The following is an 18,816-nucleotide window of genomic DNA, read 5'->3' as shown; positions in this document are numbered from 1 at the left end:
ATTATCAATTATCAATTATCAATTATCAATTATCAATTATCAATTATCCATTATTCATTAATTATTTGCTCCACTTAACTTCTAGAGGTTTAATTTCACGTTCATTATATGCAATCAAATTAGCTTGTACCTGATTATTATCCCATCGTATACCCCTAACGTGATATTTATAGTCATTTCCATATTGTATCTGGGCTATCTCTATAGCTTTAGCCCCAGTTTCTCCTCTCAGTATTAACTGTAAAAAAACACTAATATCATTGTATAGATAATTCCCAAAATAAATGCTAGTTTCGGTGTATAAGTTGAATAGTTTCCCATCACTATTTTACCAACTACAGATATAGTTCTTAGTTTGGTATAAACCGAGAATGCAGCAAGACCCGTTATTATTTCAATTAGAAGTGGAATAAAAAAACTAACTGGTGAGAGGCGAATTTGAGTTAACCAAAATTATGTTGTTATTAGGTCTAAAGGAAGTAATATTAATAGCCAGCTAACAAAACGAGAGAGAAAAAATGCTGTAACCCATCTAACTTCCTGCAAGGTTTTTCGGTTTCCGCGAAAAGAGTAACACCCCTCCAACTACAGCTAAAATATTTAATATAAATGAGTAAGATGAATTACTCTGAGTTTGTACTTTTAAATATAGTATACATATAGTATTAAGAATTGCTGTTAAAATCAGTACAATACCTACCTGCTTCAAAATAACACAATAATTTTTCATTAGATAAATAAAGAGTAGGAGGAAATAATTGATTTGATTTTTTATTATGAGAGAGGTCTATTTTGATCGATGATTTTTCCACATTTTAATCAGGGTAAGTTTCTATCTTTAATAGTTGACAAAATATTCTCATCCGGCACTAAATCATTAGGAATAGGCACTCGCTCCACTATCTCAATACTAGAACTAACAATATAGCATTCGTAAATAGGTTGCGGGTAATCAAAAAGTAAATAAAAAAAACTGAAACTCTCACCTCTTGCTTGTTGCCTAAAAAGGAGTAATATTTTTGAAACAAATAAAATAGGATTACTATAGCATTATAATTATATTTCATATCGCTCATCAACACCAAACGGTCAATTTTAGTCACCCCAACCAATGAAAATATCAGGGATAAACTCCTGAAACGTCATATATTGTCATCCTGCCATTAAGTTAGAGCAAAATAAGCATCTGCGCGATCGCCTCCTTCCTGACTTTTCCGAGAATTGTCAACCAAAAACTCGGATTAGATGTCAATACAATATGTTTATGTTTTGCCATTTTTTCTTAACTTTGCGATAATAATTAGATTATTTTTTTTGATGCAAATAAGCATAGAATAATTCAACAAAAAATAACTTCAAGCAAGTTTAACCTTCATAAAAAAAATCAATTGGATTGGATAATGTTATATAATTAAATAAGCATTTATGTAGTAAAATAATATCATTCCTTAAATTAGTATTCAAATGAATATTAGTCCTAAGTATTCAGCTATAAAATAGTGAAAACTGTTAACTGATAACTGAAAAATATGACTCCTTAAACTGAGTATGCAAATGAATATTAGTCGTTAGCTATCAGCTACCGAAAACTGAAACCTAATAACTGTGAACTGAAAAAAATGAATTATATTAATCGTCGTCAATTTATCCAGTATAGCTCCCTTGCTCTTGGCTCTGGCATATTAACAAGTTGTACTACTACTAATAAATCTACTTCACCTGTGAAAAATGGCAAAAATCTTGACAAAATTACTTATGGAACTAACTGGTATGCACAAGCCGAACATGGAGGTTTTTATCAAGCAATTGCCACAGGAATTTATGAAGATTATGGTTTAGACGTTACTATTAGAATGGGAAATGCTCAAGTAAATGGAACTCAACTATTAGTAGGAGGTGCAATAGACTTTTACATGGGATTTGGTATCGAGGCAATTAGTTCTGTAGAAGCAGGAATTCCTACTATTACAGTTGCAGCTATTTTCCAAAAAGATCCCCAAGTATTAATTGCTCATCCAGGAGTAGGAAATGACTCTTTAGAAAAACTAAAAGGCAAGCCAATTTTAGTATCATCTTTAGCTGAAAAAGGCTATTGGCAATTTCTCAAAACTAAGTTTGGTTATACAGATAACCAGAGACGTCCTTATAACTTTAATGTAGCTCCTTTTCTAGTAGATAAAAATGTAATTCAGCAAGGTTATCTAACATCTGAACCATTCACAATTCAACAAAAAGGAGGCTTTAAACCAGTAGTTATGTTATTAGCAGATGCTGGTTATGAACCTTATGCTACTACTATAGAAACTACAAAAGAAATGGTAGAAAAAAATCCAGATTTAGTGCAAAGATTTGTCGATGCTTCTATCAAAGGTTGGTATAGTTATTTAGAAAATCCCGAACCTGCCAATCAATTAATTAAAAAAGATAATCCAGAAATGACAGATGAATTATTAGCTTATAGTTTAGAAAAAATGAAAGAATATGGTATTGTTATTTCTGGAGATGCTATTACCAAAGGTATCGGTGCTATGACAGACGAACGCTGGAAATCATTCTTTGATAGTGTAGTAAAGGCAGGAGTAATTCAGCCAGATACTAACTATCAAGAAGCTTTTACTTTACAGTTTGTTAATAAAAATGTAAGTATTTAGCTATCAGCTATTGCCTTTGGTTACTGATAACTGAAAAGCTGTTTGTGTAGCATGAACCAATAAATGCTTAAGACACTTTCTTATATTTGTCCATCAAATATGTTTGTTTTTCTAGGTAAAATTTATAGCTATATCTCTGAAAAAAATTGAACAAGAAGCTCCAAAATTAATCGACCTGGTTAAAAAAGCAGATATCTCCCTAGTCAAAGCAAATTTGACAAATCATCAAGCAAAAGTTGGACTTTGCTTAGACATTTCTGGGTCAATGTTTTCCCTGTATTCATCAGGAAAAATTCAACGTTTAGCAGAAAAAGTTTTGGCTTTAGGATGTCGGTTTGATGATAATGGTTCCATTGACATTTTTCTGTTTGGACAAAATCCTCATCAGGTAGGAGAAATGACTTTAGTTAATTTCCAAAATTTTATTCCTGAAGTACAACAAAAGTATCCATTAGAAGGAGGAACTTATTATGGCAAGGTGATGAAAATGATTAGAAATTTCTATTTTCCTTCTGGAAATGGTGGTAGTAGAAATTCTCCTGTTGCTGCTGATGAACCTATTTATATAATGTTTGTCACTGATGGAGCAACTTCTGATAAACAAGAGACAGAAGAACAATTAAAATGGTCATCTTTTGAACCGATTTTTTGGCAGTTTATGGCTATTGGTAAGTCACACAAAGATGTTTCTGGAAAAGGATTTTTTGGTTGGTTAGAAAAAGCATTGTCTAGTGATTTTAGCTTTCTAGAAAAACTTGATGACATGAGCGATCACTACGTTGATAATGCAAATTTCTTCAGTCTAGAAGACCCAGAAAGTATTTCTGATGAAACACTTTATGACTTGTTAATGACTGAATATCCTGGTTGGGTAAAGTTGGTTCGCGATCGACATTTACTTAAGTGAAAAATTCTATTTTAGAAGTAGTTTAACTGATACAGCGGATTTCATGTCAGTTTACAGGCAAGATGTCTGTGTTACAACTAAAAACTAATAACTCAAAAGAGGTAAATTATGTCTATTAATCTTGGTAAAGGTGAGAGAATAAATCTCTCCAAAGAATCTCCTAATTTAACCCAAGCTGGTATTGGGTTAGGATGGGATGTCAATACTACAGATACAGGTTCTGCATTTGACTTAGATGCTTCCGTATTTATGTTAGGAACTAATGGCAAAATTCCTACAGAAAAATACTTTGTTTTCTACAATAACTTAACATCACCAGATGCTTCAGTTAAACATTCAGGAGATAGTAGAACAGGAGAAGGTTCAGGAGATGATGAAGTAATAGAAATAGATTTAACAAAAGTAGACCAAACTATTCAAGAAATAGTATTTGTAGTGACTATCCATGAAGCAGATGCCAGAAGACAAAACTTTGGACAAGTTAGAAATTCTTTTATCAGAATCTACGATATTACCACAGAACAAGAAGTAGCTAAATATGAATTAGAAGAAGATTTTTCTAGAGAAACAGCTCTGGAATTTGGCAGACTTTATCGCAAAGATAATGATTGGAGATTCCAAGCTGTCGGACAAGGTTATAATTCTGGTTTACAAGGATTTGTTGATAAGTATGCGTCTTAGCCTAAATTGTAGAGAAAATTAGGTAATAGTAGCTCATAAGTTTTTCTTAAGTATTGACTAGATAGTTTTGGTTAGTGTAAAGTTGAAGTCTAATTTGTACCTAAAAAAATCTAATTTTAATGGGGGTAAATTGTGCCAGATTATCTTATCTTGTCAGAAAATACCAATGTCAGAACAATATGGAACACCTTAAGATATGTACAATTTCAGCCAAATAGGCCGTCAATATGCTAGACTTCGGCAACATCTGCCTCTAAATTTAAGAATACTCTATACTCTAGAAGCCAAATAGTAATTTAACTATATGCCACAAGTTAGCTCAACGTAATGTGAGTTTAATCACAGCCTGACAAATTTTGTCCTTCAAAATTATCCGGCTGGTGTAGTATATCAAGATAGAACGATTAAGTCAATTTTTTCTGATGGAAAAGTGAACAACTTTTTCATAATTAACTTATGGAAAGAAGCAAAAAATATCCAAAAAGTGGATTTTGAGATAGAACTACCAGAAATTGAAAGAATTCGCAATTTACCCATCCATGAAGAATACTTTTGGTTTAAGGAAAATGGAACAAAACGCAAACTGCGGTTACACGACTATATTGAGAATTGAGATATACCAAGTTCCTTATCTCTATGAGCATCTGATGGAAAAGCTCGAATGTAAATCCCATAGTATCCTGGGTTCTTTATTAGTTGAAAATTTTACCCAAGCAGATGGCAAAGCTGAAGATATGGTAATCCTAGATATCGGTGCAGGAACTGGTTGGGTTGATAAAACTCTAGCCGACTTAGGGGTGAAATCAATTGTGGGAATTGATATTGTTCCTCAAGCAGCACAAGCAGCTCAAAGGCAGTATCCAGGGGTTTATGAGAACTACTATGTTGAGGACTTGACCAACTTAACGGAAATAACTAAGCAAGCATTAAATGGTCGAGGGTTTAACTGCCTGATTTGTTGTTCAGCTCTTAGTCAAGGCCATGTTCCGGCTGATGCTTTAAGGGTAGTCTATAATCAGGTTGCCCCTAATGGGTTTATTGCCTTCAATGTAACTCAGTATTTCTGGGAAGATAACACTGAGAATGGGTTTCGACAGCAGCACTCTTGGGTAGAAGATCAAGCCGTTTTTGAGGTTATGCAAATGCACCCCTACCGACACCGATTTTATACAGTTAGAACAGAACAAGAAAGTATTCCACTGATTTGTGGTTCAGCTCTCAGTCAGGGAGTTTGGGGAGATAGGAATATGGGGGCTTAGATTCTACTTTTTTCCCCTATTTCATTTCTCAATCTCCTGACTTCTGACTCCTGACTCAAGAGCCAAAAACCCTCACCTTTGCAGAGATACCAAATGGGTTCTATATCAAATCTGCTTAATTCGGAATAAAAAAAATTTTATCTGCTACCGGATTTGATATTAATACATAATTCCTCTTCCTTTTTCATTAAACTCTTTAAAAGTTTGCTCCGATAAACTATGAGTAGTCATTGCCTGCAAAACAGAAAATGGTAATGTCAGATGATTAGCACCCGCTAATAAAGTTGCCACAGCTTCATCAGGAGATTTTACACTCGCTGCCAAAATTTCTGTACCGCTACCTTCAACTATCTTTGCCATCTCTCGTACTAACTTTAAACCGTCCCCCAATAGTCTAGTTGCTCGGTTGACGTAGGCGATCGCATATTTAGCGCCTGCTTCTACAGCTACTACTGCTTGAGCAGGATGATATATTCCGGTTACAGAACAGTCAATATCTCTAGACAAATGAGATACCAGTTGAAAACCAGTAGTAGTTGCCGGAATTTTCAGAACTATTTTATGACCAATTAATTTTGCTGCAGCCTTCGCTTCCGCCATCATGTCATCAAAGTTAGTAGCAGTAAGTTGATAATATAATTCTCCAGAAACAATTTCTGAAAGTTCCTTTAATGTTGCTTCCGGAGACAAATCGCTTTTTGCCAGCAAAGTCGGGTTAGTTGTCACCCCAGATATCCAACCAAATTTACTAGCAACTCTTGCTTCTGTTACTATCGCTGAATCAAGATAAAGAACCATTTTTTCCTCCTATTAAAAATTATCAAAAAATTAATCTGAAAAACTTGAGCTAAATACAGTGTTTATTGCCAAAAAAATTAAGGTATAAAGCCTCAAGTTTTGAATAAATAATTGAGAATTAGAGAGATTTTTTACGATCTACTCTTAATTATTAGTAAGCATTCCGCAGGAAATGCTTACCATTATCAATTATCCATTATTAATTATTAACTTATTCCCTCAAAAGGTCCTAAAAAAGTTGGTTTAGGACGAGTAATATGAACTTCCAACAATGCTTTTAAGACTGCCAAAAGTTCACGGATAGAATAACGTTTCATAGAATCATTTCTAAATTTTCCCCAATCTGGCGTACCTAAACCTAGAGCATCTACTCCTAGTTGACGACAGGTATAAACTGCACGAGGTAAATGATAGTTTTGAGTTACTAAAACTGCTTGGGTAATACCAAATATTTCTTTTGCCCGATAACAACTTTCATAAGTGCTAAAACCAGCATAATCTAGAGTAATATCTTCAACAGACACACCTTGATTAATAGCATACTCTTCCATTGCTTTTACCTCATTATAATCAGGGGTACTATTATCACCAGTCATCAAAATTTTTTTAATACTACCAATCTTATATAAATTAACCGCTCCTTGTACTCGGTCAGCTAACATGGGTGTGGGGGTACCATCTGCCCAAACTCCTGCCCCAAAAACTATGGCAATAGGTTGAGCTGGTACTTTTTCTGGATTTTTGTACCGATATTTACTTGTAGCTACTCTGACGTAAAAGTTTAAAACCAGAGGAATTAATAGTATTGTTAATACTAATAGCCACAAAATTAAGCGTTGATTGAGTAACAATAATTTAGGTAACATATAACAATATGAAATGATTTGTGAAAAAAGACTTTAGGGGTTTAGTCATATCAATACCATTTTTGGTTAGGTTTGGAGACCAAACCCCTACGATAAAATATTACGACCTATTTATTAGATATCTCCAATAATAAAAAATCAAATCAATTATCACACAGAAACTATCAATTTTTTTCCCTATTCCCTATTTCCTATTCCCTACTCCCTATGAAATGATTTTTGAAAAAAGACTTTAGGGGTTTGGTCATTTCAGTTATCAGTTAAAAGTTATCAGTACCTCTATGGAATAGGGAGCCTTGAAATACTAAATTTTCTTTTTTATCCCCTATCCAAGGGGAGGCTTGAAACCTTATTTTCTGATCATATCAATCCCATTTTTGTCAATCCCATTTTTGGTTAAGTTTGGAGACCAAACCCCTACGATAAAATCTTACAACCTATTTATTAGACATTGCCAATAATCAAAAATAAAATCAATTATCACACAGAAATTATCAATTATTTTCCCCCTAATCCCTACCTCTAAAGCAACAGCTTCAGAAATAGAATTTAATCCATTTCAACTTGACTAAATTCTCTTCCCTCCTGACTCCTGACTCCTGACTCCTTTTTATTTCCTAAACCAACAGCTTCAGAAATAGAATTTAATCCCTGTTCATCTAACTTTTGTAGTAATCCCTGAAGAATTTGTTTGACCATTCCCGGTCCTTGATATACCCAGCCTGTATAAACTTGAATTAGACTTGCACCTGCAGTAATTTTATCCCATGCATCTTCCGCAGTAAATATACCACCGACACCAATAATTGGTAATTTTCCCTCTGTTTTTTGCCAGATAAACTTAATTATTTCTGTCGATCTTTGGGTTAATGGTGCGCCACTAATTCCACCTGCTTCTTCAGTTATAGCTTTACCTGTTTTTGGAATAATTTGAGTTTTTAATCCCTCACGACTAATAGTTGTGTTAGTGGCAATTATGCCAGATATTTGATATTCTTTAATTAGGTCTAGTATTGAGGATATCTCTTCATTTTCTAAATCAGGTGCAATCTTAACTAAAATGGGCTTACTTTCTGGATTTTCTCCTTGCAAAACTGCTAATATTTTACTTAAGTTATCGGTATTTTGTAAGGAACGTAATCCGGGAGTATTAGGAGAAGATACATTAACAACAAAATAATCTCCCCAATCTTTTAACAATCGAAAACTATCTAAATAATCTGTTGCTGCTGCCTCTAAAGATGTTATCTTAGATTTACCAATATTTATACCATAAGGAAACAAAGAAGGAGGAATAAAAGAATTATTTTCTTGTCTGCTTAGACCACCTAGATTGGTTTTTGCTTGAGCTTTTAATCTTGTACCTAGAGCAGCAGCTCCTTGATTATTAAATCCCATTCGATTTAAGACAGCCCGATCTGTTGGTAAACGAAACAATCTTGGTTGAGGATTTCCTGGTTGCTCATAAAAAGTAACTGTACCAAGTTCAGCAAACCCAAAACCTAATCGAGGCCAGGCATTAATGGCCACACCATCTTTATCATATCCTGCAGCTAAACCAACGGGATTTTTAAAGTTTAATCCCCATAAAGTTTGCTCTAGACGAGTATCTTCAAAACAGAAGAATTTCTCCATCATTGTCTGAATCCTACTTATCGGTTGAGAGTCGGAGTGAGTATCTATAAAATTGAGAATATTTAGGACTCTATGATGTACCCATTCTGGATCGGCTTTTAACCCAGAAAATAGAATTGGAAGTACGACAGAACGATAAATATTTAACACTTGATTCTGAATAGTAGTTGACAATTAAAAACTCAAAAACCCTAAATTGTATAATATTCAGGTTATTGGGATTGTACTTAATTGAGAGAATAATCGTTAATTAGTTTTATTAATATATCATTAATTTGGTTGAATATCTAAATATTTAAGGGTTAAATAATTTTTTATAATTTTCAATGAATATTATTGATAGAATTAAAATTTAATAGGAGAATCAATATATTATGTTCAAAAAAAATAAATCAGAAAAAAAAGATAATAATCTGATTGAGCTGGAAAGTATAATTAGGATAATAAGAGAAGAAGAAGACATAGATTTTGCAATTAAAAAAATTATCATTTATCTACAGTCACAGTTAGATTTTTGTTTAATTTGGGTTGGTTTATATGACAGACTAGGAAATAAAATAGTTGGCAAAGGAGGAATTACTCCTAATGGTGAAATTTCTATTCTCAAACAAAAATTTACAATTAGTGATGGAGATGTATTAGAACAAGTATTAATGGGAGGTAAAGCACTTAAAATAAATGACTTAAGTGCTGAAAAGCAAGTGGGAGGATGGGTAAAAATAGCTCAGACTTATCACGTTAAAGGCACAATTTTATTTCCCATATCTTATAAAGAAACATCTTTTGGTGTTGTTTTAATGGGTTCACAAAATCGGGGCATATCTCTAGAGTCAGGTGAAAAAGCACTCCTATCTTTAATCTGGGGAGAATTGGGGCACACATTAGAAAAAATCCAAAAAGAGTGGCAACAGGAGCAAATTAAACGACCTGATGAACCCATACTCTCATTACTTTCTGAATTAGGAGAATTAACAAGCCTAGACCAACGTCTGGAAGCAGTTGTAGAAATCACTCATAAATTTTTGCAGCCATCCCGCACAAATATTTACTGGTATTATCCCAATGGGCGCTACTTTTGGCGTCGTGCAAGTAATCGCCAAGTAATTGTAGAATGGAGTGACTTCAAGCGTCCTGCTTCTGGTATTACATTGCAAGATTTAGGTGAGTTATATCAGATATTAGTAAAAGGGCAAATTGTTTGCGTAGGAGAATATTACAACTCCGTAGACAACGAGATTACTCAACTACTGCTCCGACAAATCAGAGCTTCTTCTGTATTAGTAGCACCTATTATCTTAGAAGAAGAACTATTAGGGTTTATCACTATAGAAGAACAACATAACCGTCCGTGGCAAGATGATGAAAAAAACTATTTGTATGGAATAGGTCAACTGGTAGCTTTAACTTCTCCCCTATCAGAAATGAAAGACAAAATTTCCCAAGCTAAAATAGATCAGACTTTAACTGCAGGGATAACTAGAGCTATTTATTGTGATGATGGCTGGCAAAAAACTATCCGCACAACGGCGGAAAAACTATCTCAACGCTTAGGTGCCAAATATTTTATGTTAGCTATTCGCAAGAAAGACCAGTTTGAGGTTATTTATCAAAATCATTCTACTCAAAGTCGAATAATTACAACTCCTCTACCGCCTCTGAGCAAAGAAGATATAACCCTGATAGATCGAAACACCGAAGTAGTAGGAATTGAAAATTGGTCAGAGAATCATATATTGAGTGCTTGGCAGGAAGATTTTGAGAAACTAGGAATGCACTCTCTTCTATTGTGCAGCACAAGAGGAACTAGGAAACAGGAGGAAGAAGAATCTATTACAGAGAATCAAGACAATAAGTACGATCGACCCGAAGGCATCGTAATTATTGGTTATGACGCTCCTCGCAGTTGGAATCGCAATGAGCGAGAATTGGTGCAAATTGCCAGTCAACAGTTAGGTTTTATTCTGCATCAAAGAGACATGAATCAGCAAATTCATCAGCAACAGCAATATATCCAATATTTGCAGTCTGGTTTAACTGCTTTGCAACCCACCACAATACTCGGAAACCACACAAAAGTATTGATTAATTCTTCTGACTCCTCATTTTTGCAAGAAGTTAAGAATTTAGCACCAGTGGGAGAAGAAAGTGTATTAGAAAATTTATCCCTAGATCATCTCGAACGTAGTTTTATCCAATTTATTGCTCAAGCAATTATGGAGGTAGGAGAGATAGATTCCCAAAATGTTCCCCTAGTTGCTTTAATTGCTTGGTATCCTGCATCGCAAACAGGCAGAATTATGAGTTATCGTTATGGCGACTCTAATATTACTAGCACTGGGAAAATTTCGATTCCTGTTCGCACCGATGTTTGGATTCAACAAATACTTTCTAGCAATGATTGGTTGCATTTGAATGTAAGTGATGTGCCAGCGAAAACTTTGCGGTGGCTAAATATTCTTGATAGTGGTCAGGTTATAGTAACTGCTTTGCGTACTGCTGCTGAACATCAACCAACAGGTATATTATTATTAACAGATCCCTACGGAATTTTATGGCAAAAAACAGAAGTTCCACAGTTAGAAAATTCTCCTACTGAGACTTTAAAAAATTTACTTACTACTTTGGTTTCTCAGTTTGCCTGGTCACGTCGCTATTTAATTGTCAAGACTACTTTGGAATCTCAGCGAGAAGAATTAGAGTGGTTGAATTGGTACAAACAAAGGCGTTTAGAAGAACTTTATCGTACTGTTGGTTCTGGTTTTAAACAGTTAAGTGAACTAAATAATATTCCGGCGGAAAATTCTACTCAACAAAAAGATATGTTAGCAAATCTACGTTATCAGCAATTACTACGACAAATTGGCAATGTATTATCATCTACTACCTCATTATTGAAACAAGAAAAATGGCGTTTACAAGCAAATTATGATGTTGTATCTGTGGCTAATTTATTGAGGCGATCGCTGACTCGTGTTGATTCTCAAGTCAAAAAAAGAAAATTACAATTAGAAGTTCATCGAGAAGGAAATTTAACTATTTATGGAGATAGTATTAAATTAGAATTGGTTGTATATGAGCTTTTGATTAGTGCTTGTCGTCGTTCTCTAACAGGAGGAAAAATAGATATTAAATGTAAAACTTTAGATGAAGAATGGTTAGAAATTTCTATTCTTGATGAAGGAAGTATTAATCCTCAATTAATTGCTGAATTTAATGCTGGTTCTATACCCGATATATTAGAAACTTCTCCCCTAGTTACACCCCCAGGCAAACATTTAATTATCTGTCGGCGAGTCATGCAACAAATGGGAGGAGATTTTGAGCTAAAGTTGGGCGAAGGTGGTTTAGTAGAAAGTCGGTTACTGTTACCTTTAGCTCATATTTAATTTGATAAATAGGGAATGGTTGCTAATTACAATATTAGTATTTTTTAAGTTGAGTTGAGGTAAGGAAACCTAACAAGTTTAATCCTCTATCTATAAGTTCATAAGCAAAATTAATTATATAAAATCCGGGTAATTAGTTATCGTATTGCGGAGGAGTTAGGAGTTAGGAGTTAGGAGTTATATCAAATCCGGTAGCATTAGTATAATTAGGGTTTGCTGATTAAATATAAAAGCATTGACAGATAAAGGTAAGTGCCTTTTTAAGCTTGGAAAAAGTATCTTATTTTTAGCTATTGATAGTCAAAAAGTTAGGATTTTGGGTTTATTATAGCAGGAAAATCAAGGGGTAATTCTTCCTATTGTTTCCTCGCTAATTCCCCATTTATCCTGACTCCTGTACGGGCGTTAACGATAGTTATGCGAAGCTAACAGCCGTTTCGCTGCGCGACATGAAACGCCCCTACGACTCCTGACTCCTACCCTCACCAATAAGACTTTTTCAGCAAGCCCTAATTAGATGGTTAATCTAGGAGTCAGGTAGGGGTGATTTAGTTTCCTGCGGAATGCTGCGCAAACCGAATGCTGTCGCTTTCCGCGTAATTAGGAAATCACCCGTACAGGAGTCAGGAGGGAAGAGAATTTAGAAAGATTTGCACTTTTGCTGATTTTTCGGGAACCGTAGATGAAATTTTTTTATACCGAATTAAGCGGATTTGATATTAGGAGTTAGGAGAAATATTGGATTTGAACTATTAAATTATATAATTCCTATTCAATAGAAAACTTGTCTTAATGAAGAAGTAGTTTTACAATTACTTTATAACCGGATTTTATATTACATATCTTATTGACTCCCTGTTCCATCTCTAAACTAGGAAATGCCTAAAAGCACAACTACTTAATTTAATTGATACTATCGCATTTAATATAACCCCCTTAAAAAATATTGACATTTTCTTATAATCCTCACAAGTGCTAAAATGAATGTAAGCATTCAGCAATCAGCTATTAGCTGTCAGCTATAAGTTATTAACTTAAGTAGGTAGGCAAAATAAAATTATAAAATGCCTAAGATGCGCATCCAAGGAAAACTTAAACTTTATAGCATAGAGGGTTTTCTATTTAATTATGTCTAGCTACTTATTATCATAAAATTTATCAAAAAAAATGTGTCTAAAAGCCCACCTTTTAAGGTGAAATGTTTTTGGAGCGGGGCATAAATTCCCGTTACAAAAACAACTTCTGACTTCTGAATTCTGACTTTTGACTTCGTTAAAGCGGGAGTATTCAAGCCTATTTCAACTTACTAAAAATTAAGAATTTTACCTATGACAAATCAAGAAAAATCAGAAAATTTAACTCCATCTAATTATCTTACAGCTATTAATATAATTGAAGATTGTGCCAATAAAATTTTGGCTCATATTTTCGACCCTAATATTATTCAATTTCAAAATAACTCAGATATTCTGAGTCTCAGAGAAAGTAAACTACTGGCAATAGCGATTGAAGATTTAAAGATTAACTACAAAAGTAAGAAATTATCACCTCTTCAAACAGCAAATCTAGATTTTATTCTTGGTCGAGATAATTATGCTAATAGTCAAATAGAACTAGCATTAACACATTTTAAAAATAGCCAAGCAATATGGCAAAATGACACAATAATTTTACCCGGAGAAATAGCAACTCAACAAAGAAATAATCAGCTAGAAAAATTAGGTGCAGTCCAGTTTCAGATAGGATTATGTTACTATCATTTAGGCAATTCAAATAGCCAGTCGAAACAAAAAAATAATTATTGGCAGCAAGCAAAAGATAATTTCCAAGAAAGCTTAGACTTATTTAGTCAAATAGATCGGCAAGAGATAGTAGCTAAATTTATTAGTAAAAAAGGAGAAGTTCTACAAAAATTAGAAGCATGGAACGATTTATATAACCTTGCTCAAGAAGCTTTAGATTTACATCTAACTTATGGTAAAGAAGAGCAAATTGCTCAAGATTACGGATTTTTAGCTGAAGCTGCAATGCACGAATCAAAATGGGCACACGCTAGTCAATTAGCAGAATTAGCAGTTGCGATTCAAAATCAGTCTCTAGGAGACCCTCTAGAAATTGGGCAAGATCAGAATTCTTACCTCTCAATTTTAACTGAATCTCAGCAGAGTTTAAATGAGTGGCAAACTACTATTAACCAACTAGAAAAAGCCCGACGACAAACCAACCCACACCATGATTTGCAATCTTATCTTTCCATATTAAAAGCATTAAGAAAGCTTTATTTTGAACAAGATAAATATGGAAAATCTGCGAGAGTTAAAGAAGAACAATTAAAAATTGAGTATCAGTATGGTTTAAGATCTTTTTTAGGTATAAATCCATTACAAGCACAACAAGATTCTAATGGTAATGTCATACTTGCTAGAGAAATTGAAGCTTCTGGTCGTTTAGAAGATGTCAATAAATTAGTAGCAAGAATCAAAAGTGAAGACCATAAACTAATAGTTTTATATGGTGCTTCTGGTGTGGGTAAAACTTCTTTACTTAATGGTGGTTTAATACCTGCTTTACTCGAAGAAGAATTAGACGATAATCAAGTAATTCTGCCCATACCACTGCGAGTTCATACTGATTGGATTAGAAATTCTGACCCTACAACTTGGAATCTGGAATATGTACTAGAGACATTAGTTAAAAACAATCAAAAAAATAATTTAAAAGTATTAATTTTAGACCAGTTTGAAGAGTTATTTACTGTCTGCCCAACAATAAATCAAAGACTGCCACTTTATCAATTTTTGCATGATTGTTTAAGTGTAAATTCTGTCAAAGTAATTTTATCGATGCAAACAGATTATTTACATTATTTATTAGAATGGGAACGCCAAACAAATTTAGAAGCAGTAATTAACCATGAAGTTTTATCTAAAGAAACTCTTTACTATATAAGTAATTTTGAGGTAAATACTACTCAAGAAATAATCAAAAAATTAACTGAAATTACTGAATTAAATTTGGAATCAGATTTAGTTGAGCAAGTGGTAAAAGATTTGAGTGCGACAGAGAATACAGTGGGTCCAATTGAATTACAAGTAGTAGGTAATCAACTCCAAATAGAAGAAATTTCCAATATTAAAAAATACCATAAACTAGGAGATAATCCACTCCAAAAATTGAGGAGAAAATTTTTAGATACAGCGATTAAAGATTGTGGTTTTATCAATGAACGAACAGCGACACTCGTCTTATACTTGTTAACTAATGAAAATGGTACTCGTCTTCTCAAGACTTCTGTTGAATTAGCATCAGATTTGTCAACACAAACCAGTAAAATAGATTTAGTTTTAGATGTATTAGTTGCCCAGGGACTTGTTTTACTACTGCCAGATTTACCAGATAATAAGTATCAATTAGCCCATGATTATTTAATTCCATTAATTAGGGAACAGGAAGGAGATAAATTAATTGCTGAATTGGAGTTAGAAAGAGATTTAGCACAGAATAAATTACTCCAAGAAAGACCAAATAATTTCTTTGATAAAGCAATTGCTTCTATGTTTAGATGGATGCGAGTTGATTAGATAATTTATTTTGAACTAAAAAAGTTAAGCATTGAATATATATAGCAATCCTCTGCACAGTTGTAATATTTTGGTGGTAGGAGCGAATAGCGATTCGCCCCTACAGGAGTTAGAATCTTAAAAGTTTTCAGTTCAAATTAACTATTATAAAAATTGTCACAACTAATTTAGGATTGCTATATAGCAATTATCATAACTGGTGAGATAAAAAGTTATAGGTTTTAAGGAATACCTTATACCATTTCTCAAAAACTTTTCTACATTTGATTGAGTATGGGAGTGTACGGACGTTGCACAGGCAAAAATGCGTTTTCCGTTCCGGAATGCTCCGCTTTCCATGTCGCGCAGCGATACGTCCGTACGGGAGAATTAAAAATAATGATAATTAATATTAAATTGCCTCAAATCAACAAAAATGTGATTCTACCAAGATAATTACTTAATAACTGAAGTATTAATCAAGTATAGCATTAATTTTGGTAATTGGTATTAAACATTGGTCATTTCAGTTATCAGTTATATGATATCCAGATAATAAGTGATAAAAAAGTTTTTGTTTGTAGTATTACTTGGCCAATATCTATACTTAGGGCTAGAGCAATACTAGGAGAGCTTCTAATTATAAGGATTCAACCGGACATAATATTATTGGTACTTAGAAATTTTATAGTCGTAAAAATGCCTAGAAATTATATCATATCAAATCCGGTAGTATCGGTACAATTTAATATTGTAGGGGTTTGGTGACCAAACCCCCTACTTGGATTTTTTGCCTCTTTTATAATTTCCAAACTCCAAAGTAAGCGGATTTAATCTGATAGCTAGTTAACATCAAATAAGAAAAATAAAGTGTACTTTACCGAATTATTAATAATTAATAATTAAATAATTCGCGCCTTAAAGCCTCCCCTTGGATAGGGAAAAAAAGCGGTCGTTTGCGTTAGCGCCATATCCAATCGACCAAGAGAAGAAATAATATTTTCTGATCTTCAATTCCCGCATTTGTTTGAACCAGAGGTAATTATCAATTATCCATTATCAATTATCAATTAATGAAGCTTGTTTATAAAGGCTATATAAGTTATATTTGAATTGTGTAGATCAAGATTTTATAAAAAGTAAATAAGGGTAAAAAATTCAGGATTTTTATAGAAATTATTTATCTTCAGTTCATGTTTAACTCAGTTTAATTTAAGGTATGTAGACTACTCTTAATATACTAAGCAATTCTTGATCTAACAGTTTACAGATAAATTATATCATGTTCGGTTGAAGTATCAACCTGCTCAAGTTATTTCAAGCCGCTTAGTTTAATTGATTGATGGGAATCTTATACCATCAAGTATTTTGGTCTAGAGAGGATATCAATTTTATTTATGAGTTGATTTAGTATTAAATATACTTTTTCCATACCCACAGTTTGCCAATATCTAAATATTCAGTAGGACTTGATAGATAATTTATTTAATAATTAATAACTAAACTTCCAGGGGAACTACGATAATTTACTTTGTATACTTTATTAAATCAAAAAATGCTATATTTCCCATAATTATTAGCGTCAATTATTCATTTATACTAACTATCAAAGACTAACTTATAAAGTCCGAATTATTCTGAAATAATAACACGATAAAATCATAATTATTGTTACTTATTACCAATTAAAAAAGTCATGAAAAAACTAGCTCAAATTATCCTCAGTAGTGCTTTATTTGTTGGCTTTGGTTTAAGTGCTATGCTAGCCAAAGCAGATAGTTTAGATAACTTTAAAGTCCGCTATTTTCATCTCACACAATATCTTAATAATCAAAATCAAGAACTCGAAGATATTCAAGCACAAAATCTCAATCCTCAGAAATATAGTCGCATTAATCTAACTCAATTATTAAATGGCGGACCGCCAAAAGATGGTATTCCTTCTATTGATAATCCAAAATTTGATACTGCTCAAACAACAGCTTTTCCTAGTAATGAAACAGTAATTGGTGTAGAAATAAATGGTGAGGCAATTGCTTATCCTTTTGGCATTATGAATTGGCATGAAATTGTGAATGATACAGTAGGAGGAGTTAATATTACTGTTTCTTATTGCCCTCTCTGTGACACTATAGTAACATTTGAACGTGGCAGGAAAACTTATGGAGTTTCTGGCAAACTTTATCAAAGTTGTTTGGTAATGTATGACCGTGCTAATGATACTCTTTATTCTCAACCTTGGGCTATGGGTATTATTGGTCAAGATGTCAATCGTAATTTAAAGAGAATTCCTGCGATTAAAACTACTCTTAGCGCGTGGTTAGCAGCACATCCTAATAGTAAAATTATCTCTACAGATACAGGTCATAAACGTGACTATTTTAATTATCCTTACGGTAGTTATTATACTGATAAGATGTTAATTTTTCCTGTGAGAAATCAACGTCAACTTAAGGAACATCCTAAGTCTATTGTTACTTATGTTTGGGAATCAGATGGAAAAACACCTCAAAATTATTTCTCTGGTAGTAGTGTTCAATTTTTACATTCAGAAATGAAAGAAATAGGGGAAAAAGTTGTAGAGTTTAATGGGCGAAAAATTCGTGGTAAATGGGATGGTGAAATGGAAACTGTTGTTGTTGAGGAACTTGACGGTACAATTGTTCCTAGTTCCACTGCTTTTGCTTTTGTTTATCCTGCATTTTTTGGAGAAAAGTAGTCATTTCAGTTATCAGTTATCAGTTATCAGTTATCAGTACCGACTGCTGAAACTGGAGCCTTGAAAATCGGAATTTTCTTTTTCATCCTCTTAAAAGAGGAGGCTTGAGACCTGATTTTTTGTCAATTATCAACATAATTTTTGGGTACAGAAGTAATAATAGGTAGGTCTAATTAAACGTTAAAAAAATTGTAGGGGCGGGTTTAACCGAAAGCCTTGACGTAAGCATCTAGTTCTCAAAACCCGCCCTCTAATGTTACGTTTATTTATACCTATCTAACTTAATAGTAGCAAAACTTGTAGGGTGCGTTAGACAGCTATAACCTACGCTATGAAAAGGTATTTAACAATATG

General features: G+C 33.3%; 11 protein-coding genes. 8 read left to right on the top strand and 3 right to left on the bottom strand.

The features are described 5' to 3' along the window. Positions 1–1,619 precede the first annotated feature (1,619 nt). The 5 genes from ACP6PK_RS22170 to ACP6PK_RS22150 all read left to right on the top strand — a co-directional run bounded on the left by ACP6PK_RS22170 (position 1,620) and on the right by ACP6PK_RS22150 (position 5,498). Complete coding sequence (locus ACP6PK_RS22170; protein ID WP_426562724.1) at positions 1,620–2,651, top strand: ABC transporter substrate-binding protein; 1,032 nt, start codon at positions 1,620–1,622, stop codon at positions 2,649–2,651. A 214-nt stretch (positions 2,652–2,865) separates the two neighbouring features. Continuing rightward, positions 2,866–3,558, top strand: coding sequence for a VWA domain-containing protein (locus ACP6PK_RS22165; protein WP_426562722.1), 693 nt, complete (start codon positions 2,866–2,868; stop codon positions 3,556–3,558). Between the two features lie 108 nt (positions 3,559–3,666). Continuing rightward, a complete protein-coding gene (locus ACP6PK_RS22160) occupies positions 3,667–4,239 on the top strand; it encodes a TerD family protein (protein ID WP_426562720.1) in 573 nt (190 codons plus the stop codon). 430 nt (positions 4,240–4,669) lie between these two features. Then, entirely contained in the window at positions 4,670–4,852 is a 183-nt protein-coding gene (locus ACP6PK_RS22155; protein ID WP_426562718.1) for a hypothetical protein, read from the top strand. Then, on the top strand, positions 4,806–5,498 hold the full coding sequence (locus ACP6PK_RS22150) for a methyltransferase domain-containing protein (RefSeq protein WP_426562716.1): 693 nt from the start codon (positions 4,806–4,808) through the stop codon (positions 5,496–5,498). Before ACP6PK_RS22155 ends, ACP6PK_RS22150 begins: the two co-directional genes overlap by 47 nt. 159 nt (positions 5,499–5,657) lie before the next feature. Here ACP6PK_RS22150 and ACP6PK_RS22145 read toward each other — a convergent pair whose 3' ends face one another. The 3 genes from ACP6PK_RS22145 to ACP6PK_RS22135 all read right to left on the bottom strand — a co-directional run bounded on the left by ACP6PK_RS22145 (position 5,658) and on the right by ACP6PK_RS22135 (position 8,971). Beyond that, entirely contained in the window at positions 5,658–6,296 is a 639-nt protein-coding gene (locus ACP6PK_RS22145) for a transaldolase family protein (RefSeq protein WP_094673406.1), read from the bottom strand. A gap of 206 nt (positions 6,297–6,502) precedes the next feature. Then, entirely contained in the window at positions 6,503–7,162 is a 660-nt protein-coding gene (locus ACP6PK_RS22140; RefSeq protein WP_094673407.1) for a SanA/YdcF family protein, read from the bottom strand. A 549-nt stretch (positions 7,163–7,711) separates the two neighbouring features. Further along, complete coding sequence (locus tag ACP6PK_RS22135; RefSeq protein WP_426562714.1) at positions 7,712–8,971, bottom strand: quinone-dependent dihydroorotate dehydrogenase; 1,260 nt, start codon at positions 8,969–8,971, stop codon at positions 7,712–7,714. 200 nt (positions 8,972–9,171) lie between these two features. Here ACP6PK_RS22135 and ACP6PK_RS22130 point away from each other — a divergent pair, with 200 nt between their 5' ends. The 3 genes from ACP6PK_RS22130 to ACP6PK_RS22120 all read left to right on the top strand — a co-directional run bounded on the left by ACP6PK_RS22130 (position 9,172) and on the right by ACP6PK_RS22120 (position 18,462). Beyond that, positions 9,172–12,183 (top strand): GAF domain-containing sensor histidine kinase, encoded by a 3,012-nt coding sequence (locus ACP6PK_RS22130; protein WP_426562712.1) that lies wholly within the window; start codon positions 9,172–9,174, stop codon positions 12,181–12,183. Positions 12,184–13,511: 1,328 nt separating this feature from the next. Continuing rightward, positions 13,512–15,764 carry an nSTAND1 domain-containing NTPase gene (locus tag ACP6PK_RS22125; RefSeq protein WP_426562710.1) on the top strand — a complete coding sequence of 751 codons (2,253 nt, stop codon included), beginning with the start codon at positions 13,512–13,514 and terminating at the stop codon, positions 15,762–15,764. Positions 15,765–17,439: 1,675 nt separating this feature from the next. Continuing rightward, positions 17,440–18,462, top strand: coding sequence for a DUF3179 domain-containing protein (locus ACP6PK_RS22120; RefSeq protein WP_426562708.1), 1,023 nt, complete (start codon positions 17,440–17,442; stop codon positions 18,460–18,462). Positions 18,463–18,816: the final 354 nt, after the last annotated feature.

The sequence above is a fragment of the Dapis hubbardiae BLCC-M172 genome (assembly GCF_050016015.1).
In the GTDB taxonomy this organism is placed as follows: Bacteria; Cyanobacteriota; Cyanobacteriia; order Cyanobacteriales; family Microcoleaceae; genus Trichodesmium.
Note: the sequence above shows the minus strand (reverse complement) of the source record. Positions and strands in the feature narration are given on the sequence as shown.